The organism is Frateuria hangzhouensis (assembly GCF_026410505.1).
Lineage (GTDB): Bacteria > Pseudomonadota > Gammaproteobacteria > Xanthomonadales > Rhodanobacteraceae > Frateuria_A > Frateuria_A hangzhouensis.
On record NZ_JAPMIU010000003.1, the window covers coordinates 160,049 to 186,778 of the forward strand.

Annotated in this window: 23 protein-coding genes; 11 read left to right on the plus strand and 12 right to left on the minus strand. The window is 68.4% G+C overall.

Annotated features, from left to right (window positions below):
• Positions 1 to 300 precede the first annotated feature (300 nt).
• The 5 genes from OSC30_RS04365 to OSC30_RS04385 all read left to right on the plus strand — a co-directional run bounded on the left by OSC30_RS04365 (position 301) and on the right by OSC30_RS04385 (position 5,467).
• Complete coding sequence (locus tag OSC30_RS04365) at positions 301 to 1,056, plus strand: queuosine precursor transporter (protein ID WP_267170609.1); 756 nt, start codon at positions 301 to 303, stop codon at positions 1,054 to 1,056.
• Between the two features lie 23 nt (positions 1,057 to 1,079).
• A complete protein-coding gene (locus tag OSC30_RS04370) occupies positions 1,080 to 2,369 on the plus strand; it encodes a beta/alpha barrel domain-containing protein (RefSeq protein ID WP_267170610.1) in 1,290 nt (429 codons plus the stop codon).
• Between the two features lie 63 nt (positions 2,370 to 2,432).
• Positions 2,433 to 3,395, plus strand: a complete 963-nt coding sequence (locus OSC30_RS04375) for a GGDEF domain-containing protein (protein ID WP_267170611.1) — start codon at positions 2,433 to 2,435, stop codon at positions 3,393 to 3,395.
• Positions 3,388 to 4,578, plus strand: a complete 1,191-nt coding sequence (locus tag OSC30_RS04380) for an acyltransferase family protein (RefSeq protein ID WP_267170612.1) — start codon at positions 3,388 to 3,390, stop codon at positions 4,576 to 4,578. Before OSC30_RS04375 ends, OSC30_RS04380 begins: the two co-directional genes overlap by 8 nt.
• 283 nt (positions 4,579 to 4,861) lie before the next feature.
• Entirely contained in the window at positions 4,862 to 5,467 is a 606-nt protein-coding gene (locus OSC30_RS04385; protein WP_267170613.1) for a flavodoxin family protein, read from the plus strand.
• A gap of 89 nt (positions 5,468 to 5,556) precedes the next feature.
• On the opposite strand, the gene OSC30_RS04390 is transcribed toward OSC30_RS04385, so the two are convergent.
• The 12 genes from OSC30_RS04390 to OSC30_RS04445 all read right to left on the minus strand — a co-directional run bounded on the left by OSC30_RS04390 (position 5,557) and on the right by OSC30_RS04445 (position 17,657).
• A complete protein-coding gene (locus OSC30_RS04390) occupies positions 5,557 to 5,919 on the minus strand; it encodes a hypothetical protein (protein WP_267170614.1) in 363 nt (120 codons plus the stop codon).
• A gap of 104 nt (positions 5,920 to 6,023) precedes the next feature.
• Positions 6,024 to 7,334, minus strand: coding sequence for a metallophosphoesterase (locus OSC30_RS04395; protein ID WP_267170615.1), 1,311 nt, complete (start codon positions 7,332 to 7,334; stop codon positions 6,024 to 6,026).
• A gap of 123 nt (positions 7,335 to 7,457) precedes the next feature.
• A complete protein-coding gene (locus OSC30_RS04400) occupies positions 7,458 to 8,372 on the minus strand; it encodes an aspartyl protease family protein (protein WP_267170616.1) in 915 nt (304 codons plus the stop codon).
• Between the two features lie 120 nt (positions 8,373 to 8,492).
• Positions 8,493 to 8,780, minus strand: a complete 288-nt coding sequence (locus OSC30_RS04405; RefSeq protein ID WP_267170617.1) for a DUF1737 domain-containing protein — start codon at positions 8,778 to 8,780, stop codon at positions 8,493 to 8,495.
• A gap of 54 nt (positions 8,781 to 8,834) precedes the next feature.
• Positions 8,835 to 9,539, minus strand: coding sequence for a DUF4386 domain-containing protein (locus OSC30_RS04410; RefSeq protein ID WP_267170618.1), 705 nt, complete (start codon positions 9,537 to 9,539; stop codon positions 8,835 to 8,837).
• Positions 9,540 to 9,701: 162 nt separating this feature from the next.
• The gene (locus tag OSC30_RS04415; RefSeq protein WP_267170619.1) at positions 9,702 to 10,094 is read right to left on the minus strand and encodes a GFA family protein; all 393 of its coding nucleotides are present in this window, start codon (positions 10,092 to 10,094) and stop codon (positions 9,702 to 9,704) included.
• An 11-nt stretch (positions 10,095 to 10,105) separates the two neighbouring features.
• Positions 10,106 to 10,762 (minus strand): hypothetical protein, encoded by a 657-nt coding sequence (locus OSC30_RS04420; RefSeq protein WP_267170620.1) that lies wholly within the window; start codon positions 10,760 to 10,762, stop codon positions 10,106 to 10,108.
• Positions 10,763 to 10,790: 28 nt separating this feature from the next.
• The gene (locus OSC30_RS04425; protein ID WP_267170621.1) at positions 10,791 to 11,222 is read right to left on the minus strand and encodes a GFA family protein; all 432 of its coding nucleotides are present in this window, start codon (positions 11,220 to 11,222) and stop codon (positions 10,791 to 10,793) included.
• Positions 11,223 to 12,241: 1,019 nt separating this feature from the next.
• The gene (locus OSC30_RS04430; protein ID WP_267170622.1) at positions 12,242 to 14,494 is read right to left on the minus strand and encodes a xanthine dehydrogenase family protein molybdopterin-binding subunit; all 2,253 of its coding nucleotides are present in this window, start codon (positions 14,492 to 14,494) and stop codon (positions 12,242 to 12,244) included.
• A complete protein-coding gene (locus OSC30_RS04435; RefSeq protein ID WP_267170623.1) occupies positions 14,491 to 15,018 on the minus strand; it encodes a (2Fe-2S)-binding protein in 528 nt (175 codons plus the stop codon). Before OSC30_RS04435 ends, OSC30_RS04430 begins: the two co-directional genes overlap by 4 nt.
• Positions 15,019 to 15,236: 218 nt before the next feature.
• Positions 15,237 to 16,556 (minus strand): APC family permease, encoded by a 1,320-nt coding sequence (locus OSC30_RS04440; protein WP_267170624.1) that lies wholly within the window; start codon positions 16,554 to 16,556, stop codon positions 15,237 to 15,239.
• Between the two features lie 210 nt (positions 16,557 to 16,766).
• Entirely contained in the window at positions 16,767 to 17,657 is an 891-nt protein-coding gene (locus OSC30_RS04445) for a PhzF family phenazine biosynthesis protein (RefSeq protein WP_267170625.1), read from the minus strand.
• Between the two features lie 139 nt (positions 17,658 to 17,796).
• Between OSC30_RS04445 and OSC30_RS04450 the strand changes: the two genes are divergently transcribed.
• The 6 genes from OSC30_RS04450 to murD all read left to right on the plus strand — a co-directional run bounded on the left by OSC30_RS04450 (position 17,797) and on the right by murD (position 26,699).
• Positions 17,797 to 18,429, plus strand: a complete 633-nt coding sequence (locus OSC30_RS04450; protein ID WP_267170626.1) for an outer membrane beta-barrel protein — start codon at positions 17,797 to 17,799, stop codon at positions 18,427 to 18,429.
• Positions 18,430 to 18,639: 210 nt separating this feature from the next.
• A complete protein-coding gene (locus OSC30_RS04455) occupies positions 18,640 to 20,154 on the plus strand; it encodes a fumarate hydratase (RefSeq protein WP_267170627.1) in 1,515 nt (504 codons plus the stop codon).
• Between the two features lie 482 nt (positions 20,155 to 20,636).
• Positions 20,637 to 23,207, plus strand: a complete 2,571-nt coding sequence (locus tag OSC30_RS04460; protein ID WP_267170803.1) for a bifunctional aspartate kinase/diaminopimelate decarboxylase — start codon at positions 20,637 to 20,639, stop codon at positions 23,205 to 23,207.
• A gap of 386 nt (positions 23,208 to 23,593) precedes the next feature.
• Entirely contained in the window at positions 23,594 to 23,992 is a 399-nt protein-coding gene (locus OSC30_RS04465; protein ID WP_267170628.1) for an endonuclease domain-containing protein, read from the plus strand.
• Complete coding sequence (gene murL / locus OSC30_RS04470) at positions 23,989 to 25,341, plus strand: UDP-N-acetyl-alpha-D-muramoyl-L-alanyl-L-glutamate epimerase (RefSeq protein ID WP_267170629.1); 1,353 nt, start codon at positions 23,989 to 23,991, stop codon at positions 25,339 to 25,341. Before OSC30_RS04465 ends, murL begins: the two co-directional genes overlap by 4 nt.
• Positions 25,341 to 26,699, plus strand: coding sequence for a UDP-N-acetylmuramoyl-L-alanine--D-glutamate ligase (murD, locus tag OSC30_RS04475; RefSeq protein ID WP_267170630.1), 1,359 nt, complete (start codon positions 25,341 to 25,343; stop codon positions 26,697 to 26,699). Before murL ends, murD begins: the two co-directional genes overlap by 1 nt.
• Positions 26,700 to 26,730: the final 31 nt, after the last annotated feature.

The window sequence follows — 26,730 nt, forward strand, 5'->3', positions numbered from 1 at the left end:
TCCCCTCCGGTGAGAGGGCCGGGTGAGGGGGCGGGGCTCGCGAAGATGCCCCTCGTGCGAAAAGCCAAAGGCGTGATCTTCCCGCTGGCGACTGACCCCGCGCTTTGCGCCCTCTCCCCGCCGGGGAGAGGGCCGGGGTGAGGGGCCGGGGCTCGCGAAGATGCCCCTAGTGCGAAAAGCCAAAGCGCCATTCCCGCCAGCGCATTCCCTCTCCCCAATTTTCTCCCCGAAGGAAGAGGGAGCCAAAGGCTTGCCTCTTCCCGCTCCGGTTATCCTCTGTCTCCACGCCAAGGGGGCCCCATGCAACCATCCGCACCCGCCGCGCCAATGCGCGGCTTCCGCTATTACGACCTGCTGGTCGGCGGCATGGTCGCCGTGCTGCTGTGTTCCAACCTGATCGGCCCGGCCAAGGTCTGCACCATTACGCTGCCGGTGCTGGGCGCGCTGTCCTTCGGCGCCGGCAACCTGTTCTTTCCCGCCAGCTACATCTTCGGCGACGTGCTCACCGAGGTGTACGGCTACGCCCGCGCGCGGCGCGCGATCTGGGCCGGTTTCGGCGCCATGGTCTTCGCCACCGCCATGTCGCAGGCGATCATCCACATGCCGCCAAGCCCGACCGAGCCGTTCAACGCGCAACTGCAGCCGGCGCTGGAGGTCGTCTTCGGAGGCACCTGGCGCATCGCGCTGGCCTCGATCGTCGCCTACTGGCTGGGCGACTTCACCAACTCCTTCGTACTGGCACGCATGAAGGTATGGACGCGCGGGCGCCTGCTGTGGACACGCACCATCGGTTCGACCCTGGTGGGGCAGGGCGTGGACAGTCTGACCTTCTACCCGATCGCCTTCACCGGCATCTGGGAGGGCCAGACCATCCTCAAGGTGATCGCCTTCAACTGGGCGATGAAGGTGGCGGTGGAGGTGGTGTTCACGCCACTGACCTACGCGGTGGTGAATTTCCTGAAATCCCGCGAAGGCGTGGACACCTACGACGAGCACACCCACTTCACTCCTTTCAGCCTGAAGGACGAAGGCGTGCTGCGCGCGCCTGGGCACTGACCACACGAACCAGGGGGAATGACATGGTGGACGAACAGGCGCTGCAACAGGCGCGGGCCGCCCTGGCGGGCGCGCGGGAAAAGCTCGACAAGTTGCGCAACATCGATCCGTACTTCATCGATCTGTCCCTGCGCGAGAACCCGGTCGGTTCCTGCCTCGGGCAGACGCTGGAGCAGAAGCTGCGCATTCTGCCGCTGCTGCGCGAGTTCGGGTTCCAGCGCATCCAGCTCGGCACGCTCGACTACGCCCTGCCGGACGAGCCGGAGGTCGACGACGACCTGATGGCCTACCTGCGCGACCACGGCATCGACATGACCGGCTGCTCGGCGTTCACCGCGATCGGCCTGGCTGGCGAGGACGGCAGCTTCACCCCGGATCCCTCGCAGCTGAAACTGCGCAACTACGGTGTACCCAACACGCTGCACGAGATCTACCTAAGCCCGCTCGGCATGCAGGGCAACTACGACCTGCCGACCCTGCGCCGCAGCCTGCCGGCCAGCATCCGCTGGTTGCACGAGCACGTCCGCGGCGACCACGGCGGCGCGCCGGACATCTACATCAATATCGTCGACGGCTGCGACGCCCTGATGGAATCGCCCGAGGTGGTCGCCGAGATCCTCACGCTGCTTGCCGATCAGCCGATCACCGGCGTTTCCATCGAGGACGACCGCGGCACCTACCTGCCGTTCCAGGTCGGCGCCGTGGTCGCCGCGGCGCGCGCCTTCCTGCCGCCGCCGCTGAAGCTGCTGGTGCACGTGCACGCGGGCGGCGGTTTCGAGAACGCGTCGGTGATCGAGGCGCTGCTCAACGGCGCCGACGGCGTGTGGGGCGGATTGCCCAAGCGCGCGGCGATCATCGGCCACGCCTCGCTCGGCGAGCTGATCGCCAACCTGGTGCGCATTGGCAATCCGCACATGAACGCCTACCGGCTCGATCGCCTGCTGCCGCTGGCCACCGATCTGCAGCAGATGGATGAGGGCGGTCCGGTGCCCGAGGACCTGCCGATCCTGGGCAGCAACGCCTACCGCCTGACGCTGAGCTTCTTCCGCCAGCGCGCCGACCGCTTCATGGACCTGCCCCCGGAAGCGATCGGCGGGCACTATGGCTACCGCATCTGCCCGCTGGTCAGCGACGGTCCGGTCATCGCCGGGCGCCTGGCCGAAGTCACCGGTGAGCCGGCCGAACGCTTCGAACCTGACCTGACCGAACGCATGATCCGGCTGATGCGCCGGGATCTGCGCGCCGGACACCGCACCGACTACGACCGCCCCGATGAACTCCTGGCACTTATGGCGCGGGCGAAGCAGGTCTAGAATCCCGATTCAATGCGTGAAGGCCAGCCGGGCCGTCGCGCGCCATCCGGAGGGGGCCGGATCATGAACACCACTGAAGACCAGGTCGAGCTGGACAGCGCCGTCTACAAGACGCTGCTCGAATCGACGCGCGCCATTCCCTGGAAGATCGACTGGGCGAGCACGCGCTTCGCCTACATCGGACCGCAGATCGAGGGCCTGCTGGGCTGGTCGCAGGACAGCTGGGCCACCGTGCAGGACTGGGCCGAGCGCATCCACCCGGACGACCGCGACCGCGTGGTGCAGTTCTGCATCGCCCAATCGCAGGCCGGCGTGGACCACGAGGCGGACTACCGCGCGCTGACCTGCGAGGGCGACTACGTGTGGATCCGCGACGTCGTGCACGTGGTGCGCAAGGACGACGGCACGGTCGATGCGCTGGTCGGTTTCATGTTCGACATCAGCGAGCGCAAGCGCGCCGAGGAACAACTGCTCAAGCTGCAGCGCGAGCTGACCGAGCTGTCCTTTCGCGACGGCCTGACCGGCGTGGCCAATCGCCGCCGCCTGGACGCCTTCCTCGATGCCGAGTGGACCACCGCCTGCCGCGAGCGCAAGCCGCTGTCGCTGGTGCTGGCCGACATCGACTGCTTCAAGGAATACAACGACTGCTACGGGCATCTGGCCGGCGACGCCTGTCTCAAGCGCGTGGCCGGGCTGATGGACGCCACGGCGGTACGCGGGCGCGGCCTGCTGGGCCGCTTCGGCGGCGAGGAGTTCCTGCTGGTGCTGCCCGATACCGATGCGGCGGCCGCGCGCGAACGCGCCGAACGCTGCCTGGCCAGGCTGGCCGAGGCACGGATTCCCCACGAGCGCTCGAGTGCCGGCGCGGTACTGACGGTCAGCCTCGGCGTCGCCACGCTGGTGCCCGAACCCGGCGACGACCTGGTGGCTTTCCTCGAAGCGGTCGACCGTTGTCTGTACCAGGCCAAGGCTGATGGCCGCAATCGCGTGGTCGCCCTGGAGGATGCGTCGGCTTCCCATGCCTGAGCCGGCGGCCGAGCAGGTGCCCGCGACGGGGCCAATCGCATCCGGCGTTCACCGCAACGCCGGCATCGACCTGCTGCGCGGGCTGGCGATCGTGTTCGTGCTGCTCAACCATCTCGGCCTGCCGATGCGGATCCCGCTCAAGGCTTCCGCGCTGGCCGACATGCTGCCGGTGCGTCTGCTGCAGGCGCTCAACTACAACGGCTACGAAGCGGTGTTCGTGTTCTTCGTGATCTCCGGCTTCCTGATTGCCGGCAACGCGCTGCAGCGCTGGGGCAGCCTGGCGCGCATCGAGTTGAAGGCGTTCTACGCGCGCCGCTTCGCCCGCATCGTGCCGTGCCTGCTCGCGCTGCTGGCGGTGCTCGCCGTGCTGCATGGCCTGGGCACGCAGGACTACGCCATCCATCGATCCGGCCAGTCGCTGGGCGGCGCCGTGCTGGCCGCGCTGGGCCTGCACCTGAACTGGTACGAAGGCCGCACCGGCTACCTGCCGGGCAGTTGGGACGTGCTGTGGTCGCTGTCGATCGAGGAGGTGTTCTACCTGGGCTTTCCGCTGGCGTGCCTGCTGGTGCGGCGCACCCGGGTGCTGGTGCCGCTGTTGCTCGCGCTCGCGTTGTCGCTGCCGTGGACGCGCGCGGCGCTGGAGGGCAACGGGATCTGGCAGGAGAAGGCCTACCTTCCCGGCATGGCCGCGATCGCCACCGGCGTGCTGGGCGCGCTGTGGCTGGCCGGCAGCCGGCTGTCGCCGCGCAGCTGCCGCGTCCTGCGCTGGGCCGGCGCGCTGGGCCTGGCCGGCGCCACGCTGGGCGGCCACTGGCTATGGCCACTGCTGCACGAGGGCGTGATGCTGTTGCTCACCGGCTCGACGCTGGCCCTGCTGGCCGCCTTCCGCATCGAGCCGCCACGGGTGCCGGCCCCGCTGCGCTGGTTGTGCAGCTGGGGCCGGCTCAGCTACGAGATCTACCTCAGCCACATGTTCGTGGTGTTCGCCATCACGCGGATGTATCGCTGGAGCGGCGCCGATGCGCGCACGGGTTTCCTCTGGTACCTGCCCGCATTCGTGCTGTGCTGGGCGCTGGGCGCACTGGTCATGCGCTGCTGGTCGATGCCGTGCGAGCGCTGGCTGCGCGACCGCTGGCTGCGGCCCGCGACGATCCCGGTCGACGTGGCGTACCCGGCGCGCTGACCGGCCGCAGGCCGGAGCGGTTGCCCAACGCGGCCGTTGTAGGAGCCCACTGGTGGGCGATGCTCTTGTTCCGATGCCGGCCGAAAAGCATCGCCCACCAGTGGGCTCCTACAAGGGTTCGAGGGCATTCGGGCTTGCCTGCAAGGCACCCCGCCGTGGCCGCCATGGCTTATCGCGATGAGCCGGCCTTCAGCCTGCCGTGAAGGGCTGCGCCCGCCCCGCAGACCACTTCTCGACGGCCCGGGGCGCAGGCTTGGAAATCCGTCCGGCCTCTGGAGCCATCATGCTTTCCGCCTTCGGCCTCAACTGCACGCTCAAGCGCGGCGACCAGCCGTCCTCGACACAGAAGCTGCTCGACCAGGTGCTGCGCGCGCTCGACAGTTACGGCGTCGGCACCGCCTACGAGCGCGCGGTCGACCACGACATCAAGCCCGGGGTGTCGACCGACGAAGGTCCGGGCGATGCCTGGCCGGCGATCCGCAAGCGCATCGACCAAGCCAATATCTTCGTACTGGCCACGCCGATCTGGATGGGGCAGCCCTGCAGCGTCGCCAAGCGCGTACTCGAACGGCTGGACGCCGTGTTCGGCGAGATCGACGAACACGGCATCTACCCGACCTTCGGCAAGGTCGCCATCGTCAACGTGGTCGGCAACGAGGACGGCGCCCATCACGTCACCGCCGAGCTCTACCAGGCGCTGGCCGACGTGGGCTTCACCATCCCCGGCGGCAGCTCCAGCTACTGGGTGGGCGAGGCCATGCACAAGAAGAACTACATCGACCTGGAGCAGACGCCCAAGGCATTGGCCGGCGCGATCCAGACGCAGGCCTGCAACGCCGCGCACCTGGCGAAACTGCTGCAGGAAAGCCCCTATCCGCCGACCCGCTAGCCTTTAAACAGCCAGCCTGGACGACCAAGCCGGCCGATCCCTTGCGCGGGAGCGGCAGCGTCATGGCCGGTGGTCGCACGCGCGGAGCGTCAATCCCCATCGAACGACAGCTCGAACGACGTGTAGAAGGGCGTCGGCCAATGGCCCGCCAGTCCGGTGTCGGCCAGCCGCTCGCGCACGCATTTGGCGAACGTCGTCTGGCCCTTCAGCCAGCTGCCTGCCGTCGAGCCATCGGGATTGAGCGACAGCACCACCGTGAAGCGGGACAGTTCGGCGGAGGGGTTGGCGCAGGCCTTGACCGCCTCGTCCAGTGCGTGGCGCTGCGCATCCAGAAGCTGCGACAGCTCGAGGCGGCCCAGGTTGGCCTCGTTGCGGTCCGCCAGCGCCTTGGCCTGGGCAAAATCCAGCTGCGGCGCCGCCAGCAATGCTGCAAAAACAAATCCGGCAAGCATCCTCGTCCTCCTGATTCAGTAGCGTGTGGATGTCCGGCATCACACCACAGCTGGCCCGCGTCGTGGGGCAGGGCCGGTTCCGCCGGCGGATCGAGCGCGCTGCCTCAGTACGGGTACGGCAGCGTGACCAGGCGGCGGGTGTCGCGGTAGGCCCTGGTCAACAGACGCCGGTCCGCGGCATCGCCCAGGCTGAACTCGCGCAGCGCGCGCCCGTCGTCGTGCCGCAGGTCGCGTGGAATGCCGAGGTCGACGATCCGAGCATGGCCATCGACGAAGGTCAGCACTTCGGCCCGCGCTTCGTCACTGTTGACGTCGACCGCGATCACGCGGCCGCCATGCAGGCGCCGGATCTTTTCGACCAGGGTATGCGCAACCACGATCGTGCCGGCCTGGAAATGCCGCAGCACCCGCGCCACTTCCGCATCGGTGGCCTGCGGATACCGGCCCTCCATCGCGCGGAAGTAGCCGCGGTACTGGGTAACCCCGGTCGGCGCGAGCACCGCGTCCAGCGGCGCCGAGCGCGCCCGGGTGCCGACCGGTCGCGTCCAGTAGCCGCGCATCGCTGCATTGAGCTGTTCGATCGACAGGCCGGTGCCGGCCACCTGCGGGCCGATGCCGCCGTGCACGAACAGCACCGGCCCGAGCTTCAACGCCACCGGCTGCTGGCGCAGCCAGTGGCCGATCACGGTGTCCTGCGCGAACGCCCGTGCATAGCCGCCCATGCGGTTGAGCGCGTAGATGTGTTCGGCGTGCGCGCGTGACGGATTGGTGCGCAGCATGTACTGCTCGTGATTGCCCAGCACCACGTGCACCGCGCCGCCGGCCCGCTGCGCTTGCGCCGCGAGATCATGCAGGCGCCAGAGCACGCCGAACACGTTGCGGCCGCGATCGACCGAATCGCCCAGCACTACCAGCTGCCCGGCGCCATAAACCCAGTCGCCGGCCGCACCGACCACGCCGAGCCGCACCAGCGCCCGCTCGAGGAACGCCAGGTTGCCCTCCAGGTCACTCAGCACCACCAGCCGTGCGGGCATCGGGCCGATCGCCGCGGGCACCGCCGGGTCCGCCAGCTCGAAGTCGTGGCGGCGGCCGGCACACTCGATCCGCAATACCGGCGCCGTACCGCGGGCGCGGTGGACGCGGTCCTCGCAGAACCACGTGGCCGACCACGCGCCATCGCCATCCCGGCGCACGATTGGCCCATCGAGAAAGCCGGGTAGCACCACCCCGTCGCGATCGCCCACGAACACGGGGAACGCCGCATCGCCCACCAGCAACGGCACGCGCAGGCGGGTCGGCGCGCCGCGCGCGGTGGTTTCCACCGTGGCGCACGACACCAGCGCCAGCGCGGCCAGGCCCACGACGAGCGCCAACGCGGCGAGAACGAACAGCGATCGTTTGACAATCCTTGCCATGGGAAACGCTCCTTGCTGACCACCGGCGTGGTCCCCGCGCCTGAGGCTACTGCCTCAGCAAGCCCGGAAGCAGTGCCAGTGGTCGTGGGGTCGGCCACCGGTACCTCCCGGTGGCCGATCGGGCTACTTCGACAGTTCGGCCCACGCGCGCCCGTCGGCAAGGTCGATCGTCAGGACGAGCTTGCGTATCGTGCCGATGCCCAGTTGGCCGTCGTAGATCATCGGCCGCAGCTGGACGCTGGCCGCGACCTTGCCGAGCCCGATCAGATCGATATCCAGCGACTCCTGCTTGTCTTTCGGCAGCTTGATGCCGAGCTGGCCGGCCGCGTGCGGCGAAAGGAACGTCGGCCCGTTGTTGCCCGAGTCGACCTGCAGCCACAACGTGCCGGTCTGCGCGCGCGCCTGCAACAGCACATTCATGCTGCCGCTCGCCTCGGTCACGACCCGGGCCGTGACAGGCTGCATCGAGCGCGTGCGGGCACGCGCACTCGCGGGTGTCTCCACGACGATGCGGTCGTGCGCGTAATCGAGCGTGACGATCCGCCCCTTGAACGACGACAGCCCGACCAGGCCGCCGATCGTCGGCGGCATGGGCACGTCACGCCCGGCCTTGCGCGCGTGTTCCACCTGCTTCCTGATCAGGCCCATCAGATCGAACACGCCGACCTCGTCGGTCGTCTCGTAGGCGCCGATCCGCAGCGCCACCGGGCCGCAGCGCTTCTCGGTGATCTTCTCGCCATCCGCACGAAAGCCGGTCACCTGGCCGAACGGCGTGCACCCCAGCGTATCGGCCGCCTCGGGAGTCACCACGGTGAGGCCGCCGCCGGTATCGAACAGGAACGGAACCGTCTTTCCGCCCATCGTCACGGCCACCGTTTTCAGCGGCGTATCCGCGTAGGGTTCCAGCGGCAGCACGATGGACTGGGACGAGCCGGTAGCGCCGGGGGCAGCTTGCGCGTGGGTCTGCGGCGCCAAGCCGAGCGCGGCGGCCGAGAAGAACAGAACAATGGCCCGGTAGGCCGTATCACGCTTGGTCATTCGCTTTCCTGGTTCCTCAGTGGAACGCGGAATGTTATCGCGATAACGCATTCGTCCCGGCGCGGGGTCGAGGCGGGGAAAGCGCACTCGACCTGCGGGCGCTGCCGCACCTGCAGTTGGTCAGCGCGTGCGCCGATCGCTTTCCTCGCCACCAGGGCCATATGCGGATGGCCAGACGATGGCCTGCGCAACGATAACCTGCTCGCCGTCGAAGGTTGCCGCGGGCGAGCCATGAAGCCGGTAACCCAGCGCCAACGCTTCGCTCACCCTGTGACAGAACCGCGCGTCATCCGGACCGGTGAGGATGCGATAAACCGGCAGCCCTTCCGGCGGATGTGCCGGGATTTCTCGTGACGGCATGACGTTGACCTTGGCAGCGTGCAGTGGATTTTCGGGCAATCGACGCATGAATCAGGCCGATCCGTTCGCGGTGGGCGGTGGAACGTCCGGCCGGATCACCGCTCAGACATTGGCCGAGGCCATATCGGTGCGCCCGGGCTCCACCGGCCGCGGCGCACCGATGCCCTTGATGAGCAGCCACAGGCCGAGCGCGATTTCAAACGCGAGCATCGGCAGCCACATAAGCGATGCGAACCGGGCAGAAACGAGGCCCGCAAGCTGCGCCGGGAGGCCAGCGACGAGAAGGACGGAGGCAACCACCCCCAGCCAGGCGAGCACGGCTGGAATCATGCGCCCGCGTAGGAAGAGATAGGCAAAGAGCGCGCTGCCTACCGCGAAGAACAGCGCGGGTATGGCGCTGTCATCCCGAAGCAGATACCCGGCCAACGCTTGCGCGGCGCCTGCTGCCGGCCGCTCGGGGCCGCTGGCGGTCGCGACCCACAGAAGAGCCAGGTTCGCTGACACGGAAACGCCACACAACGCGCCTTCGGTCAGGCGACAGGCCATGGCGAGCATCGCCACATCAGGATCCTGCTCGCGCGTGATGGCATGGAGCGTTACCGCCAGTATCAACGCCGCGAAGGCTTGAACAAGCGCAAGCAGGATCACCAGGTGCATGCCGCCGGCATGCGCCGAGATCGCCGCCAGCCTCATCGCCGTGCTCCCGGTGCCGGCAACGCGTTCAAAGATGACCATGCTGGCCATCGTCGCCGCGATGTAGGCCAGAAAGGTAAAGCCGGCGATTCTCGCAGTCGTTGCTCGGGTCATTCCGGACTCCCTTCCAGTTGGGTCAAACGTTGCGGCCAGGCGGCAGCGACACCGTCCGCCTTGACCTTGGTGTCAGGCAGCATACCTCCAGCTGCTTGGGTTCAGCCGAAGGTAGCCGCGCAGGAGGATGGACGGTCGGCCGCCTTGGCTTGTCGGGCTGATCTACCCCACAAAGTGATCATCCGCGTGACGATCACGCTCATATCGTCGTTCGAGCGGAAACGGCGGCAACCAGGCTTCGCGACGAATGGTCCAGCTTTCGTAGGTGGGTATCAGTTGGTTCGGGGCATCCAGCGATCCCAGATGCACCTCGATCTCGTCTGCGCTACGCGCAAAAACGGAGGAGCCGCAGCGGGGACAGAAGAACCGACCGGCGTAATCGCGCGTCTCCCCTTCGATCGTTACCGCGTCCTGGTGGAACACTGCCGCGGCGTAAAAGAGCGCGCCGTGGTGCTTGCGGCAATCCAGGCAATGGCAGAGACCGACCCGGAAAGGTGGCCCCGAAGCCACGATCCGCACCTCACCGCACATGCAGCCGCCGGTCAATTGATCCATGCGAGGTCCTCTCAGGCAGAAGGGTCCGGGTCTGGCGCAGTCTCCTGCACGGCGCCGGCGTGGCCGTGCTGCGAAGCCGCGGGACCCGGGCGAGGCGTTGGCGACACCTTCGTCGTACTGCAATGGACGCCGGAAAAGCCGATGCCCCAGGCCCAGTTCGCCGCGGTGCATCGGATCAGTGATGGCCCGGAGCCGGAAACCGCGACCTCCAGCCGGATGAGGATCTCTTCATCGCGGCATTGCCAATTGAATGCAGTGGGGGTCGTGATCAACCTGCGGCCGCCAACCTCGAGGCTGTCAATGGACACGTAACCCGAGCCCATGCATGCGCCTGCATCCGACGGATAGACCCTGAGTTTCGCAACTACGGTAGTCGATTCGAGCGGGCAGGTCAGCTCGTGGGTACCGTGGGGTACCTTGGAAAACCCATCCTCGCGCGGTACGGCCCCCTTGTCTTCGGAGCTCAGCTCAACCACAGGGGCTATGACAAAGGTGCCCCGAGTTCCGTCACACCGGGTCGCGGCTCCCACGATGCCCCAGTCCGCGCGTGCGCAGAACGACAGCAGTAAAAAAGCGATGCCGCTCAGGATGCGTGGAAATGGCATGAGACGTGGGACGTGCTTGCTCATGCGGCCCGGCAGCCAGACGCTGCGCTCAAGATGCGGCAAGCCCGACCGCCTGGGAGGGCCCCGTCAGTCACTTGTAGTCATTGACGAGGGCTCCGTCAGAGGAGGCCTGGTACTGCGGGAGGCTGTCCGTGATCTCGTAGAAGTCGCATTTCTCGCCTACGAAGATGTGCCCGATGGTGCGGAGTCCTGTTGGTCCATCCAGCGATCCCGCAATGATCCCCGTGGCATCCAGATCAAAAGGCTCCCAGAACAGACTGGATCCACACACGCGGCAGAAGCCGCGCTGGGCGATCTCCGACGTTTTGTACCAGGCCAGGCCACTGTCGCAAGTGATTGTGATGTTGACCTTTCGCGCCTTGGAGTGGGGGCCAAAGTTGCCGTGCAGGCGCTGACACATGCTGCAGTGACAGTTGACCACGTCACGCAAAGGACCTTTGACCTCATAGCGAACTGCCCCGCAAAGGCAACCTCCCGTCGTGATGCTTTGATCTTCAGTCATCTCGGAACCTTCCATCACCTAGCACCTGGGGTAAACCGCGCCGCGAAGCGGCGTCACCTTGGACGAACTGTTGGGCGCCGCAGGTCGACGAACCAGGTGCAACACCCGTGGCGCCCGAAAGAGAAGGGGTGAGCTGGCAGACTGGAGGGGATCACTCCGGCAAGAGACGATCCCTCATGTGCCACCAGCTCACCGAGCAGGAACGATACACGCGTGGGCGTTCTACGACGACAAGGCTCGTCGCTGCGCATCATTGCCAGATCCTGGAGAGGCATTCGAGCACGATCAGCCGTGGGATGCACCGCAACGCCTGCCACGCCAACGATGATGCATATCGGCCAAGCAAGGCGCAGGAAGGGACCGGCGGCAGGCGACAGGCGCTCACGCAGCGTGCGCCAACACGACCAGGCCATCTACGAAGCGATCGAAGGCTTGCTGCAGGACAAACAGTGCAGCCCCGAACGGATCGCCAACTGGTTGAGGTTCACCGGTGCGGCCCGGATCAGCTACATGTGCGCGAGGATGCCAGGTACGGCGGTGTGCTCTGGCTCTCACTGCCGCAAGGAGGCAAACGTCGGAGCAAACGTACCTTCGGGCCGGAAAAGCGTGGGCGCCTGCAAGGCAACCGATGATCGACACCCGGCCGGACGCGCGCCTACCGCACCGGTCCTGGCAGCACGGGAGCAACGAAAACTTTAACGGTCGCCTGCGCCAATACGTACCCAAGCGCCGCAGCTTGGCCCATCTACAGGAATCACTCGGGGGCGTTGCACCTTGAGTGTTAATTCACCCCCCAAATCGGGGCATATGCACCCGATGGTTGGCTGCGGCTGACCCGAGGTCAAGCCGCCGAATTTCCTTATGAGTCCAAGGTTGCGGCGCTGGTCGGTAGGTCCTCGGCTCATCCGCGGGTCCGGTGCATATTGCGCAAAACGAGGCGCTAAGTTTTATGCGCCTGTAAGTGCAGGAATAAACCGTATGGTGGGCGGAAGCGGTTTCTTGCCGCCGCCGGGGCTGGCTCAGAGCAGGCGCAGCAGCTCCTTCATCAGCGGCAGCCGCCGCACGCGGACGGCGCTGGCGCGGAAGACGGCGTTGGCCAGGGCGGGGGCGGCGGTGGGCATGGCCAGGAAGCTGGCGCCGGTGGGGGCGCGGTCGTTGGGAACGGTGATGACTTCGACGTCGTTGGGGAGCTGGGCCATGCTGGCCAAGGGGTAGTCCTGGAGGCTCTGTTGCCGGACTTGGCCGTTCTTGTAGGTAATCGCCGGATTCAACGCATTGGAGAGGGCGTCGAGGGTAGCGCCGGCGACCTGGCCCTGCAGGCCCAGTGGGTTGATCACGCGGCCGACGTCGACGGCGCAGACCACGCGCACGATCTCCAGCTTTTCGCCGTGCACGGCCGCCTCGATGGCGTGGGCGACGTAGGCGCCGTCGATGTGCCAGCAGGCCACGCCCATGCCGTTGACGTTGTGCAGCCAGTTTTTCCACTCGACGCGGTCGGTGACCAGCTTGAGCACGTTGAGCAGCCGGCCGACGTCGAGCATGCGGCGGCCGCCGAGCGGAATCTGCCGTGCTTCGCCGAGCAACCGCAGCCGCGTGACCAGTGGGTCTTCGCGCAGGGTGTGGGCGATCTCGTCGATGAAGCTTTCCACCGCGAACGCATTGGTAACGTGCGGCTCGCCGCGGAAGGGCCCGCGTGGCATCGCCGAGGCCAGGCTGTACCAGTCGCTGCGATAGTTGGGGACGAGCCCGGCGGGAAGCTGCTCGGCGCTGATCTCGGACGTCCACAGGCGGTCGGCGGCGGTGCCGCGGCCGCTGAGCGCCGAGGCGCTGGCCAGGCGCTGGTCCCACGCGATGACCTGGCGCTTGCGCCCGATGATCGCCTTGATCTTGTGCACCGTGCCGGAGCGGTAGTAGTCGTGGGCAAGGCCCTGCTCGCGCGTCCACATCAGGCGCACGGGCTTGTCGACGGCCTTGGCCAGCATCACCGCCTCGGCGACGTAGTCGTGGTCCAGCCGGCGACCGTAGCCGCCGCCCACCCGCGGCACTTCGATGGCGATCCGGTCGGCGGCCAGGCCGGTCAGGCGCTGCACCACCGCCCAGGCCTGCTGCGGCGCTTGGGTCGGCACCACCAGGCTGGCCTGGTCCTTGTCCAGGCGCACCAGGCAATTCATCGGCTCGGGCGTGGCATGGGCCAGCCAGGGCTGCACGTAGGTGGCTTCCACGCGGCGCGCAGCCTTGCGGCCGGCGGCGGCGAGGTCGCCTTCGTCGCGCACGCGCGTGGTCGGCGCGCTGTCGGTGTCGAGCAGGGCGATCGCCCTGGCTTCGAGCTTGGCGCTGTCCTCGTCGGCGCTGTGCGCGCCCGGCTTCCATTCGAGCTTGAGTTCGGCAAGGCCGCGCAGCGCCGCCCAGGTGTTCTCCGCGAGCACGGCCACGGCCGGTGCAATCGCGGTCTGGCCGGGCGGCACGTCGGCCTCGGGGTTGATCGGCATCACCTTGACCACGCCCTTGATGGCCAGCGCGGGCGCGGTCTCGATGCTGGCCAGGCTGCCATCCGGCCAGGGGCACTGCGCCAGCACGGCGACCAGCGCATCCGCGTAATGGGTGTCGATGGCATAGCGGGTGCGGCCGGTGACGATGTGGCGTGCATCGACATCGCCGGCGGGATGGCCGATCAGCGTGTAGCGTTGCGGCGGCTTCAGCGGCAGCGGCGCGGCGGGCGGGTCGATCTTGCTGGCCGCCTCGACCAGGCTGCCATACGGAAAGCGGCGGCCGTCGGGCGTCACCACCACGCCGGACTCGCAGCGCAGCCGGTCGGCGGCAAAACCCAGGCGCCGCGCGGCGGCCTGGGTGATCAGCCAGCGCGCCAGCGCGCCGGCCTGGCGCAGGTCGGCCCACGCGGCGGGAATCGAATCGCCGGTGCCGCTGCGCTGGTGGCCGTAGATCCACACCGGCTTGCCGTCTTTGGCTTCCACGCCCAGGCCCAGCGGCATCACGGTGACACGGGTCCAGTCGGCGTCCAGCTCTTCGGCGATGATGCGGGGCAGCGAGGTGGCGGTGCCGGTGCCGGTATCCGGGTCGCGCGCGCCGATCAGCACGTTGCCCTCGCGGTCGATGCGCACGTAGGCGCCGAGCTGGCCGAAATCATCGCCGAGCATGGCCGGCGGAATCGGCACCTCGGCATCGGCATGGCCGATACCCACCACCAGCGCACCGGCGGTGCCGGCCAGCACCTGCAGGAAGCGCCGGCGCGACAGCTGCACGCGCCCGCTCATGCCTGCGCTCCGGCGGCCCGCTTGATGGCGCGGCGCACGCGCGTCTGGCAGCCGCAGCGGCAGCGGTTGGGCAGCTTGTCGATGTCCTCGTCGGAGGCCTTGGGCTTGCGCGTGAGCAGGTCGATGCCGGCGATCAGCCAGCCGGCGGTGCAGTAGCCGCAGCCGATCGCGTCCTCGTCGATAAAGGCCTGCTGCAGCGGGTGCAGGCCGCCGTCGGCGCGGGCCAGGCCTTCGACCGTGGTGACGCGCGCATCGACCAGCTTGGCCATCGGCCATGTGATGGCCGGCACGGCCTTGCCGTTCACCAGCACCAGATCGTAGCCGTCCTTGCCCTGGGCGTCGCCGACCTTGGTGCCGGTCAGCCGCAGCACGTCGCGCAGGTACCACAGCAGCGGCATCAGGGGATCGCCGGTGTGCTTGAAACGCTCGCCGTTGACGATCAGGTCGATGCCCTCGCGCACCGGTTCCGGCGTGATGTCGCCGGTGGTGGCGGCGGGCAGGCCCTGGGCTTGCGCTTGCGGCATCGGGGCGTCTCCATGCGTGGGACGCCTATTGTGGCATCGCCCAGGTGATGAGGCAGCCGTCGGCAGGCGCGGTATTCAGCCGAGGGCAGCGGTGCGGCGTGCACCTGCAGGAGTCCCGTTGTGGGCGATGCTTTTTGCGGTGCCATCAGGCGCAAGGGCATCGCCCACAAGCGGGCTCCTGCAAAAAACGTCGCACGAAGGGAGTTATTCGAGGTTCCCTACAGGGGATTTCGAACCGACAGCCGCCGCCAGGCGTAATAGACCGGCACGCCGGCCAGCATGATCAGCACGCCGATGCCGGCGTTGCGCGGGTTGTCGCGCATGGTAGCCACCACCACCGCGGCGGTGGCGGCGACGAACAGCAGCGGCAGCAGCGGGTAGCCGGGTACGCGGAAGACCACCGTGCCGGCATCGTGGCGGCGATACCAGAACAGCGTCGCCACGCCCACCGCGCAGGCCAGCCAGTCGCCGAAGGTGGCGTAGTCCAGCAGCGCGCCGTAGCTGCCCGACAGCGCCAGCACGATCGCCCAGCCGGCCAATGCGGCCAGCGCCACGTTGGGCGTGCGGTAGCGCGGGTGCAGGTGCGCCACGGCGCGGAAGAACAGGCCATCGGCGCCCATCACCTGCAGCACGCGCGCGCCGGCCACCAGCGTGATGTTGCAGAAGCCCAGCGTGGAAATGGCAATGCCCAGTGCCATCAGCCGCGCACCCACCGGGCCGAACATGCGGTCCATCACCTCGGCCGCCGGCGCCGTGCTGGCGGCCAGCCCGTCGTGGCCGAGCACGGCCAGGTAGGCCAGGTTCACCAGCGCGTAGGCACCGATCACCAGCAGCATGCCGATCACCAGCGCGCGCGGCAGGTTGCGTTGCGGCGCATCGACTTCGCCGGCCAGGTTGTTGAGGTAGGTAAAGCCCGAATAGGCGAACAGCACCGGCAGCGCCGCGCCCATGAAGCCCACGCCGGCGCGCGCCGGATCGGCCGCCAGCGCCGCCGGCGCATGCGCCCCGGCCAGGTACAGCCCGCACGCCACCAGCACCGACACGGCCAGCAGCTTGAGCAGCGCGAACAGGTTCTGCACCTGCGCGCCGAGCCTGAGCCCGAACAGATTGATCAGCGCCACGAACACCAGCGCGCCGACGGTCAGCGGCAGCGCCGCGGTCGCGGGCAGCGCGAAGGCCGCCACCGTATAGCTGGCGAAGATCGTGGCCACCGCCGCGGTCGAGCCGGAGTAGATCACCAGCAGCATGGTCCAGCCGAACAGGAAGCCGGCCAGCGGCCCGAACGCTTCGCGCAGGTAGACGTAGATGCCGCCGGCTTGCGGCCGTCGCGCGCCGAGTTCGGCGTAGCACAGCGCGCCGATGAGCGTGAGCAGGCCCGCGCCGATCCACACCAGCAGCAGCGCCAGGCCCGACCCGGTGCGCTGCGCGGCGATGCCGGGGTTGAGGAAAATGCCGCCGCCGATGACGCCGCCGACCACGATCAGCGCGGCGTCCCAAGGGCCCAGGCTGCGCCGGTAGCCGTCTGTCTGGTTGCTCATGCGTTGCCGGTCCCCTGGAAGAGGGCGGGAGCATCCCTGTTGCGCGCGGGTTGGGCAAGCGCCGCCGGCATCACCGTAGGTTATCTCGAAGAGCTCCCTCATCGTGCGACGCTTTTGTAGGAGCCCACTCCTGCAGTGGGTTCCCCGTAGGGTGGGCTTCAGCCCACCATGGCGGAACCGCTGCGCCAGAGCGGTGGGCTGAAGCCCACCCTACGCGCCGGCGATATCGTCGAGCCTGAGTGTGCCGCGCACGCCGATGGCGCAGTGGCCGCCGATGGTGACCGTGCCGGAGCCCTGGTCCACGTTGACCTCCACGCGACCGTCCCGGCCCACTTCGCGGCCCTGGTTGGCGATATAGCGGCTGCCGTAATGCGCCAGGTTGCCGGTGTGGCGCAGCAGCGCGCCGATCGCCGCGTTGGCGCTGCCGGTGACCGGGTCTTCCGGGATGCCGTCGGCCGGGCAGAAGGCGCGCACCGCCATCGCCGCGTCACCGCCGGCTTCGGTGCCGAACACGCTCACGCCGACCGCGGCGTGCGCCTCACACAGCGCGGCGATGGCGGAAAGATCGGGCGCCAGCGTGCGCACCGCGGGCGCGGCGGCGAGGTCGCAGACGATCCACCGCGGTCCGTTGTCGATGGCGTGCACGGCGCCGGGGCGCAGGTCGAGCTTCAGCGCGCGGCCCAGCGCGGCGGCCAGCGCCTCGTCCACGGTTTCGATGCGCGCGGGCGGTGCCTGGACGTGGATGGCGCGCGTGGCCCCTTCGCCCTGCACGGTCACCGGCAGCAGCCCGGCGGCGCACTCCTGCACCAGTTCGCCTTTGAGCGGCACGCGGCCGGCCTCGATCGCCGCATAGGCGCTGCCGACGCTGGGATGCCCGGCAAACGGCAATTCCTGGCGTGGGGTGAAGATGCGCACGCGGTAGTCGGCATCCGGGCGCGTGGGGCGCAGCAGAAAGGTGGTTTCGGAGAGGTTGGTCCAGCGCGCGATGCGCTGCATCGCCGGCCCGTCCAGCGCGTCGGCGCCGATCACCACGGCCAGCGGGTTGCCCTCGAGCAGGCGCGCGGCGAATACGTCCAGTTGCAGGAAGTCGAAGGTAGGCATCGGTCGCAGGCTCGTGGAGGGCAGTGCGTGAGTGTAGGTGATCCCCTACAGCACGAACCCGTCCCGCAGCTTTAGAATGCGCGCCGCCCGGCACGCCCCGCCGGGTTCACACACAAGACAAAAAACAGGGATTCATCGCATGAACAAGATTCTGACCGTCGCCCTCGGCGCGGCGTTGGCCGCTGCCTCCGCTTCGGCTGCCGCCGCCGGTTCCAACGGCGCGTTCTTCGTCAACGCCGGCGTGGGCCAGTCGCAGTACCACGTCGGCCACACCGACGGCCTGGGCTACAAGCTCGAAGACAAGGACACCGCCGTGGCGGCGCGCTTCGGCTACGCCTGGAAGCTCGGCAACGGCTTCGACCTGGGTGTCGAGGGCGGCTACGCCGACCTGGGCAAGCTGGTGGCCAAGGCCAACGACGGCGTCACGTTCGCCAAGTCCGACCTGAGCACCAAGGGCTGGCTGCTGGGCGGCAACGGCAAGTATCACTTCGAGAAGAACTGGTATCTGTCCGCGCGCGCCGGCTGGTACCACGCCGAGCAGAAGGCCCGGGCGTTCGTCGTCGACGTCGAAAGCGGCGAAACGCTGGGCTACGGCAGCGCCGACGCCGATGGCGACGGCTGGTACGGCGGCGTGGGCGTGGGCTACGACTTCGCGCCGAACTTCAGCATGGGCCTGAACTACGACAACTACCACGCCAAGGCCGAGACCGACGGCGTGACCGACGAAGGTAGTGTGGGCGTGTTCTCGCTCAGCGCGGAATTCCGCTTCTGATCGACCGGGGCGACGGCCGGCCCGTCGCCCCACCCACGTCGACACCTGGATGCTCAGCGCCTCATGCTTTTTCAGGACAGGCGCATCCGGGTTTCCCTGCAACGGCCGCCCAGCGCGGCCGTTGCTTTTTGTCCGGTCCGGTCGGCTGCGGCACAATAGCCGGCTTGTGTGCCGCGCAAGGCGGCGCTTTCGAAGCCAGACAAGCCGCCCATGACCACCATCAAGCAAGACGACCTGATCCAGTCCGTTGCCGACGCGCTGCAGTACATCAGCTACTACCATCCGGTCGACTACATCCAGAGCCTCGCCGCCGCGTATGAGCGCGAGGAGTCGCCCGCCGCGCGCGATGCGATGGCGCAGATCCTGATCAATTCCCGCATGGCCGCCGAGGGCCATCGCCCGCTGTGCCAGGACACCGGCATCGTCACCGTGTTCCTGAAGGTGGGCATGAACGTGCGCTGGGACGCGACCCTGAGCCTGGAAGACATGGTCAACGAGGGCGTGCGCCGCGCCTACCTGCATCCGGACAACAAGCTGCGTGCCAGCGTGCTGGCCGACCCGGCCGGCAAGCGCAGCAACACCCGCGACAACACCCCGGCGGTGATCAACATGTCGATCGTGCCCGGTGACACGGTGGACGTGATCGTGGCGGCCAAGGGCGGCGGCTCGGAAGCCAAGAGCAAGTTCGTCATGCTCAACCCGTCCGACTCGATCGTCGACTGGGTGCTCAAGACCGTGCCGACCATGGGCGCCGGCTGGTGTCCGCCAGGCATGCTCGGCATCGGCATCGGCGGCACCGCCGAGAAGGCGATGCTGCTGGCGAAGGAATCGCTGATGGAGCACATCGACATCCAGGAGCTGATCGCGCGCGGGCCGTCCAGCCGTGTCGAGGAGCTGCGCATCGAGCTGTACGAAAGGGTCAATGCATTAGGGATAGGCGCGCAGGGCCTGGGCGGCCTGACCACCGTGCTGGACGTCAAGATCAAGGACTACCCGACCCATGCGGCCAACCTGCCGGTGGCGATGATCCCCAACTGCGCCGCCACCCGCCACGCGCACTTCGTGCTCGACGGCTCCGGCCCGGTGATGCTCGATCCGCCGTCGCTGGAACACTGGCCCAAGCTCACCTACGACGCCTCCAAGGGCCGGCGGGTGAACCTGGACGCCATCACCCGTGAGGAGGTGGCGAGCTGGAAGCCTGGCGAGGTGCTGCTGCTCAACGGCAAGCTGCTGACCGGTCGCGACGCCGCGCACAAACGCATCGTGGACATGTTGAACAAGGGCGAGCCGCTGCCGGTCGACTTCAAGGGGCGCTTCATCTACTACGTCGGCCCGGTCGATCCGGTGCGCGACGAAGTGGTTGGCCCGGCTGGCCCCACCACCGCCACGCGCATGGACAAGTTCACCGACCAGGTGCTCGAACAGACCGGCCTGCTGGGCATGGTCGGCAAGGCCGAGCGCGGTCCGGCGGCGATCGAGGCCATCAAGAAGCACCGTTCGGTCTACCTGATGGCCGTGGGCGGTGCCGCTTATCTCGTGTCCAAGGCGATCAGGGCTTCGCGCGTGGTCGGCTTTGCCGATCTCGGGATGGAGGCGATCTACGAGTTCGAGGTCAAGGACATGCCGGTGACGGTGGCGGTCGATTCCTCGGGCAGCTCGGTGCACCAGACCGGGCCGAAGGAATGGCAGGCGCGGATCGGCAAGATCCCCGTCCTTATCGAATAAAGCCGTGCGCGAAGCGCACCCCATCGCCTCCTCTCCCCTCCGGGGAGAGGATTGAGGTGAGGGGGACAAGGCTTGCCATAAACCGCTTTGCTTCCTCTCTCCTCCGGGGAGACCCGAGGTGAAGAGCCAAGACTCGCGAGAAGCCGCTCTGCTTCCTCTCCCCTCCGGGGAGAGGACCGAGGTGAGGGGCCAAGGCTTGCGGGGAGCCAGATCGGAGCGACGCCTGTAGCAAGGCCGAGGCAAGAGCGCCCCCACACCCCAACCCTCTCCCCGGGGGGAGAGGGGGCTGATCCGGTGCGCTTGTGGCAATTGGATGTCTAAACGTCCATATATTGCCCTCAAAAAGCCATTGCATTCGCCGTACCGCAGCGCAACACTGGCGCGATCGCCTTTCTCGCCACCCCTGCAATGGAGCCCCCGTGACCCCGCAAAACCCCGCGCCGCCGCCGGCGGACGCGCCCGTTCCAGACAAGCCCTGGATCGTGATGAAGTTCGGCGGCACGTCCGTCGCGACGCTGCCGCGCTGGCAGAACATCCGTGAGCTGATCGCCGCCCGCCGCGCCGAGGGCGCCCGCGTGCTGGTGGTGGTGTCCGCGCTCACCGGCATCACCGACGCGCTCAAACAGCTTTGCGTCGAGGGCAACGGGGACAAACGCGGGGCGGCGGCCGGCGCCATCGCGCAACGCCACCACGACCTGCTCGGCCACATGCAGCTGCCGCTGCCGGACGCGCTCGCCGCGCATCTGGATGAGCTGGCGCGGCTCGCCGTCGCCGGTCCGGCGACGGCGGGCGAGCTGGCCTGGGCCGCGCAGGTGCAGTGCCATGGCGAGCTGATGTCCAGCACGCTGGGCGCGGCTTACCTAACCGCCAGCGGCCTGCCCACGCAATGGCTGGATGCGCGCCAATGCCTCTCCGCCGTCGCGCTGCCGAACCAGAACGAGCGCACGCGGGTGCTGTCGGCCACGGTCGAGGCGCGGCCCGATGCCGCGTTCGCGGCCCGGTTGGCCGCACTGGGCGAGGTGTTCATTACCCAGGGTTTCATCGCGCGGGACGAACAGAGCCGCACGGTGCTGCTCGGCCGCGGCGGCTCGGACACCTCCGCGGCGTATTTCGGTGCGCTGCTCAAGGCCCGGCGCGTCGAAATCTGGACCGATGTCGCCGGCATGTTCACCGCCAACCCGCGCCAGGTGCCTGGCGCGCGGCTGCTGTCGCGGCTCGATTACGAGGAAGCCCAGGAGATCGCCACCACCGGCGCCAAGGTGCTGCATCCGCGCTGCCTGTCGCCGCTGCGCGAGCCGCGCGTGCCGCTGCTGATCAAGGACACCAATCGGCCCGAGCTCGACGGCACGGTGATCGGCCCGGAGGTGCGCGAGCACGCGCCCAGCGTCAAGGCGATCAGCGCGCGCAAGGGGCTGACGCTGGTCTCGATGGAGTCGGTCGGCATGTGGCAGCAGGTCGGCTTCCTCGCCGACGTGTTCGCGCAGTTCAAGAAGCACGGCCTGTCGGTCGACCTGATCGGCTCGGCCGAGACCAACGTGACCGTGTCGCTGGATCCGACCGAGAACCTGCTCGATTCGGATGCGGTGGCGGCGCTGGCCACCGACCTGGCCAAGGTCTGCCGGGTCAAGGTGATCGCGCCCTGCGCGGCGATCACCCTGGTCGGCCGTGGCATGCGCTCGATGCTGCACACGCTGTCCAATGTCCTGGCGGAGTTCGGGCAATTGCGCGTGCACCTGATCTCGCAGTCGTCGAACAATTTGAACCTCACCTTCGTGGTCGACGAGACGGTGGTGGACGAGCTGCTGCCGCACCTGCACGACCTGCTGATTGCCGCCGGCGCCTTGCGCACCGACGACAGCGCGTTGTTCGGACCGAGCTGGCAGGCGCTGTACGGCAGTGGCGAGGCGGCGACGGCGCCTGCCGCCTGGTGGCGCGGCCCGGCCGAACGCGAACAGCTGCTGGCGCTGGCGCAGGAAGCCACCCCGCGCTACGTCTACCACCTGCCCACGGTGCGCGCGCAGGCGCAGGCGATGCGCTCGCTGGGCGCGGTCGACCGCCTGCATTACGCGGTGAAGGCCAACACCCATCCGGCGATCCTGCGCGTACTGGCCGCCGAAGGCTTCGCCTTCGAATGCGTCTCGCCGGGCGAGCTGGAAACGGTGGCCGGCATCGTTCCGGCCGCCGCGCCGTTGCTGTTCACGCCCAACTTCGCGCGCCGCGGCGATTACGCGAGAGCGCTGGCGACCCGCGCGACCATCACCCTGGATGCGCTGTTTCCGCTGGAGCATTGGGGCGAGCTGTTCCGCGGCCGCGAGATCGTGCTGCGGGTGGACCTGGGCCGTGGGCTGGGCCATCACGAGAAGGTGCGCACCGGCGGCAACGGCAGCAAGTTCGGCCTGCCGGTGGAACAACTGGACGCCTTCTTGCGCCTGGCCGACGCGCACCAGGCGACCGTGCGCGGCCTGCACGCGCACCTGGGCTCGGGCGTACTCGATCCGAAGCACTGGGGCGAGGTCCATGCGCAACTGGCGAGCCTGGCCGAGCGGATCGGCAGCGTGGCCTACCTCAACATCGGCGGCGGCCTGGGCGTGCCCTCGCATCCCGGCGAGGCGCCGCTGGACATGGCGGAACTCGACCGCCTGCTGCGCGAGGTCAAGGCGGCGTACCCGCATTACCAGCTCTGGATGGAGCCGGGCCGCTACCTGGTGGCCGATGCCGGCGTGCTGCTGGCGCGGGTGACGCAGACCAAGGGCAAGGGCAACTTGCGCTACCTGGGCGTGGATGCGGGCATGGACAGCCTGATCCGTCCCGCCCTGTACGACGCCTGGCACGAGATCGTGAACCTCTCGCAACTGGAGGCGCCGGCGGAGGCGCTGTACCAGGTGGTCGGGCCGATCTGCGAGTCGGGCGACGTGCTGGGCACGGACCGCCGCCTGCCCGAAGCGCAGGAGGGTGACGTGATGCTGATCGCGCAGGCCGGGGCGTACGGCAAGGTGATGGCGTCGCGCTACAACCTGCGCGAAGAGGCGGACGAGGTGATTCTGGTGGACTGAGGCAAGAGCGGCCCCTCACCCCAGCCCCCTCCCCGGAGGGGAGAGGGAGCCGCTCTCGCGAGGTAGAGACGTTCGGCCGAGGCTCCGTTTTTAGCGCCCTCTCCCCCGGGGAGAGGACCCACATCAAGCGACACCGCACCTGCTCCCTCTCCCCTGCGGGGAGAGGGCTGGGTTGAGGGGCCGCTCTAGTGAAGGACCCACATCAAGCGACACCGCAGCTGCTCCCTCTCCCCGACGGGGAGAGGGCTGGGGTGAGGGGCCGCCCTAGCGAAAGACTCACATCAAGCGACACCGCTCCTGCTCCCTCTCCCTGCGGGGAGAGGGTTGGGGTGAGGGGTCGCTTTAGCGAAAGACTTACCCAAAGCTGAGTTTCAAGGATGAAACGCATGAACGTGGACCGGGCGCGCGGACTGCGCCTTGGTATGACCGATGCGGAGCAGGCGCTCTGGTACCGCCTGCGCAACCGCCAACTGGATGGCTGCAAATTCCGCCGACAGCACGAGATCGACCGCTATGTCGTGGACTTCGCCTGCACCGAGCGGATGCTGGTGGTGGAACTCGACGGCGGCCAGCACCAGGAACAACAGGACTACGACAATGCACGCACGCGCTACCTCCAGGCCAAGGGCTACCGCGTGCTGCGTTTCTGGAACAATGACGTATTGACGAACATCGAGAGCGTGCTTGAGGTGATGATGGAGGTTCTGGCGAGCCCCGGCCCCTCACCCCAGCCCTTTCCCCGGAGGGGAGAGGGAGCACGGCTTGCCGGAGAGATTGACGAATGACCACCATTCAGCCCCGCCTTACCCAGGTCTTCCGTTTCGTTCGCTGCAACTACGCCGACGGAATGGCCGAACTGGCCTACGCCTTCGACCAGGGCGAGGAAATGGTCGAGCGCATCCGCTTCCCGGACGCGCCCCCGCTGCCGGCCGAACGCCGGCAGGCCTTCGATGCGGCGCTCAAGCTGCTGCACCTGGTCGCCGGCGTGAGCTACTACAAGGCCGGCGTGCCGCCGCGGATCGAGGTCGAGCCGCTGGACGGGCAGACCGCCGACCTGTGCGAAGCGCTGTACCTGCACGGCCTGGCCGAGTTCGCCTACCGCAACGGCCTGGACCTGCGCGGCCGCATCGCCTTCCCGCGATCTGCTCCCCTCCGGAGTGAGGCGCCGCTCGTGCGGAAGGCTCCCGTGCTGGATCTCCCCGAACGCACCCTCATCCCCATTGGCGGCGGCAAGGATTCGCTGGTCGCCGTCGAGGCGATCAAGGCCATCGGCGGCGAGGCGACCGCGGTGTGGATCGGCAACTCGCCGCTGATCGCCGCCTGTGCCGAGCGCACCGGATTGCCCACGCTCAACATCCAGCGCGAACTCTCGCCCGTGCTGTTCGAGCTCAACCGCCTGGGCGCGTGGAACGGCCACATCCCGGTGACCGCGGTGAACTCGGCCATCCTGGCCGTGGCCGCGATCCTCTACGGCTACGACTCGATCGCGTTCGCCAACGAGCGCTCGGCCTCGGCCGCCACGCTGGAATACGAAGGCCAGCAGGTGAACCACCAGTGGAGCAAGGGCTTCGCCTTCGAGGCGATGCTGTCGGAATGGCTCCATTCGCACGTGGCCGCGGATCTGGACTACTGCTCGCTGCTGCGGCCGTATTCGGAGCTGGCGATCACCCGCGCGTTCGCCCGGCTCACCCCGTACTTCGATGCGTTTTCCAGCTGCAACCGCAACTTCCGCATTCTCGGCCCCCGGCCGGTCGACCGCTGGTGCGGGCAATGCCCGAAGTGCCATTTCGTGTTCCTGGCGCTGGCGCCGTTCCTGCCCAAGCCGCGGCTGCTGTCCATCTTCGGCCGCAACCTGCTGGACGACGAAAGCCAGGCGGCGGGTTTCGACGCGCTGCTGGAATACCAGGATCACAAGCCGTTCGAGTGCGTGGGCGAGGGGGCCGAGGCGCGTGCGGCGATGCATGCACTGAGCCAGCGGCCGGAATGGCAGGAGGACGCGCTGGTCGCGCGCTTCATCCGCGAGATCCTGCCGCAGCTCGATCCGGCGCAACTGGCGCTGGAACCGTGGCTGGAGCCGTCCGCCGAACATCGCGTGCCCGCCCGGTTGCGATCCGCGCTGGAGGCGCTCGGCTGATGCGCATCGCCGAGCTGGCCGGCCAACGCGTGGCCATCTGGGGCTTCGGGCGCGAGGGCAGGGCGGCGATCGCCGCCCTGCGCGGGCGGCTGCCGCAGTTGCCGCTCACCTTGTTCTGCGGCAGTGCCGAAGTCGCCGCCGCGCAGGCGTTCGATCCCGCGCTGCAGGTGCGTGGCGAGGAGCCCGATGCCGCCGCGCTGGGCCACTTCGACGTCGTGGTGAAGTCGCCCGGCATCTCGGCCTACAAGCCGGCGCTGCTGGCGGCGCAATCGGGTGGCACGCATTTCACCTCCGGCACCGCGTTGTGGTTCGCCGAGCGCCCGCAGGCGCCGGTGGTCGCGGTCACCGGTACCAAGGGCAAGAGCACTACCACGGCTTTGATCGCCCACCTGGCGCGTTCCCTGGACGTGCGCACGGCGCTGGCCGGCAACATCGGGCTGCCGCTGCTGGAACTGCTCGATGCGCAGGCCGGGCTGTGGGCGGTGGAACTGTCCAGCTTCCAGACCGGCGAGGCCGGGCCGGTGCCGCTGGGCGTGTTCACCAGCCTGTACGAGGAACACCTGGACTGGCACGGCTCGCGCGAGCGCTACCTGGCCGACAAGCTCAAGCTGGCCGGCGTCGCGCGCACGTTGCTGGTCAACGGCACGCAAGAGGCCCTGCTCGAGCGCACGGCCGCGCATCCCGATCGCGTGCTGTTCGGCGTACCGCAAGGCTGGCACGTGCACGAGGGTTTCATCTGCCGGTCGGCCGAGCGCCTGTTTGCCGTGGACCAGTTGCCGGTGCCGGGCGATCACAACGCGCTCAACGCGTGCGCCGCACTTGCCGCGCTGGAGGCGATGGGCCACGACGCGCGGACTGCCGCGCCGGCGCTGGCGCATTTCCACGCACTGCCGCACCGGCTGCAACCCCTGGGCGAACGCGACGGCCGGCAGTGGATCAACGACTCCATCAGCACCACGCCGCAGGCCACGCTGGCGGCGCTGGCGAGCCTGGCCGGGCGTGCGGTGACGGTGATCGTCGGCGGCCACGACCGCGGCCTGGACTGGACGGATTTCGTCGATGCGGTGAGCGATCAGCCCAGCCTGGCGATCGTGGCGCAGGGTGCCAGTGGACCACGTATCGCCGCGGCGCTGGGCGAGGCGCAGGCGATCGGCGAGCTCGCACTGGTCGCCACGCTGGCCGACGCGGTCGAGCGGGCACGCGCACTGACACCGACCGGCGGCGTGGTGCTGCTGTCGCCCGGCGCGCCCAGCTTCGACCAGTTCCGCGACTACGCCGAGCGCGGCCGCCGCTTTGCCGAACTGGCCGGCTTCGACGGGCAGGCGATCAGCGGGATCGAAGGCCTGGGCGTGAGCTAGCCAGGTTCGTTGCCTGGCTCTTCGCGGGTCA

Excerpts from the sequence above, each read along its gene's own strand:
- OSC30_RS04450 (WP_267170626.1), top strand. The coding sequence starts at position 17,797 with ATGAACAAGATTCTGACCGTCGCCCTCGGCGCGGCGTTGGCCGCTGCC.
- OSC30_RS04455 (WP_267170627.1), top strand. The coding sequence starts at position 18,640 with ATGACCACCATCAAGCAAGACGACCTGATCCAGTCCGTTGCCGACGCG.
- OSC30_RS04440 (WP_267170624.1), bottom strand. The coding sequence starts at position 16,556 with ATGAGCAACCAGACAGACGGCTACCGGCGCAGCCTGGGCCCTTGGGAC.
- OSC30_RS04400 (WP_267170616.1), bottom strand. The coding sequence starts at position 8,372 with ATGACCAAGCGTGATACGGCCTACCGGGCCATTGTTCTGTTCTTCTCG.
- OSC30_RS04365 (WP_267170609.1), top strand. The coding sequence starts at position 301 with ATGCAACCATCCGCACCCGCCGCGCCAATGCGCGGCTTCCGCTATTAC.
- OSC30_RS04370 (WP_267170610.1), top strand. The coding sequence starts at position 1,080 with ATGGTGGACGAACAGGCGCTGCAACAGGCGCGGGCCGCCCTGGCGGGC.
- OSC30_RS04445 (WP_267170625.1), bottom strand. The coding sequence starts at position 17,657 with ATGCCTACCTTCGACTTCCTGCAACTGGACGTATTCGCCGCGCGCCTG.
- murD (WP_267170630.1), top strand. The coding sequence starts at position 25,341 with ATGCGCATCGCCGAGCTGGCCGGCCAACGCGTGGCCATCTGGGGCTTC.
- OSC30_RS04465 (WP_267170628.1), top strand. The coding sequence starts at position 23,594 with ATGAACGTGGACCGGGCGCGCGGACTGCGCCTTGGTATGACCGATGCG.
- OSC30_RS04415 (WP_267170619.1), bottom strand. The coding sequence starts at position 10,094 with ATGGATCAATTGACCGGCGGCTGCATGTGCGGTGAGGTGCGGATCGTG.
- OSC30_RS04390 (WP_267170614.1), bottom strand. The coding sequence starts at position 5,919 with ATGCTTGCCGGATTTGTTTTTGCAGCATTGCTGGCGGCGCCGCAGCTG.
- OSC30_RS04435 (WP_267170623.1), bottom strand. The coding sequence starts at position 15,018 with ATGCCGCAAGCGCAAGCCCAGGGCCTGCCCGCCGCCACCACCGGCGAC.
- OSC30_RS04380 (WP_267170612.1), top strand. The coding sequence starts at position 3,388 with ATGCCTGAGCCGGCGGCCGAGCAGGTGCCCGCGACGGGGCCAATCGCA.
- murL (WP_267170629.1), top strand. The coding sequence starts at position 23,989 with ATGACCACCATTCAGCCCCGCCTTACCCAGGTCTTCCGTTTCGTTCGC.
- OSC30_RS04395 (WP_267170615.1), bottom strand. The coding sequence starts at position 7,334 with ATGGCAAGGATTGTCAAACGATCGCTGTTCGTTCTCGCCGCGTTGGCG.
- OSC30_RS04410 (WP_267170618.1), bottom strand. The coding sequence starts at position 9,539 with ATGACCCGAGCAACGACTGCGAGAATCGCCGGCTTTACCTTTCTGGCC.
- OSC30_RS04405 (WP_267170617.1), bottom strand. The coding sequence starts at position 8,780 with ATGCGTCGATTGCCCGAAAATCCACTGCACGCTGCCAAGGTCAACGTC.
- OSC30_RS04430 (WP_267170622.1), bottom strand. The coding sequence starts at position 14,494 with ATGAGCGGGCGCGTGCAGCTGTCGCGCCGGCGCTTCCTGCAGGTGCTG.
- OSC30_RS04425 (WP_267170621.1), bottom strand. The coding sequence starts at position 11,222 with ATGACTGAAGATCAAAGCATCACGACGGGAGGTTGCCTTTGCGGGGCA.
- OSC30_RS04385 (WP_267170613.1), top strand. The coding sequence starts at position 4,862 with ATGCTTTCCGCCTTCGGCCTCAACTGCACGCTCAAGCGCGGCGACCAG.
- OSC30_RS04375 (WP_267170611.1), top strand. The coding sequence starts at position 2,433 with ATGAACACCACTGAAGACCAGGTCGAGCTGGACAGCGCCGTCTACAAG.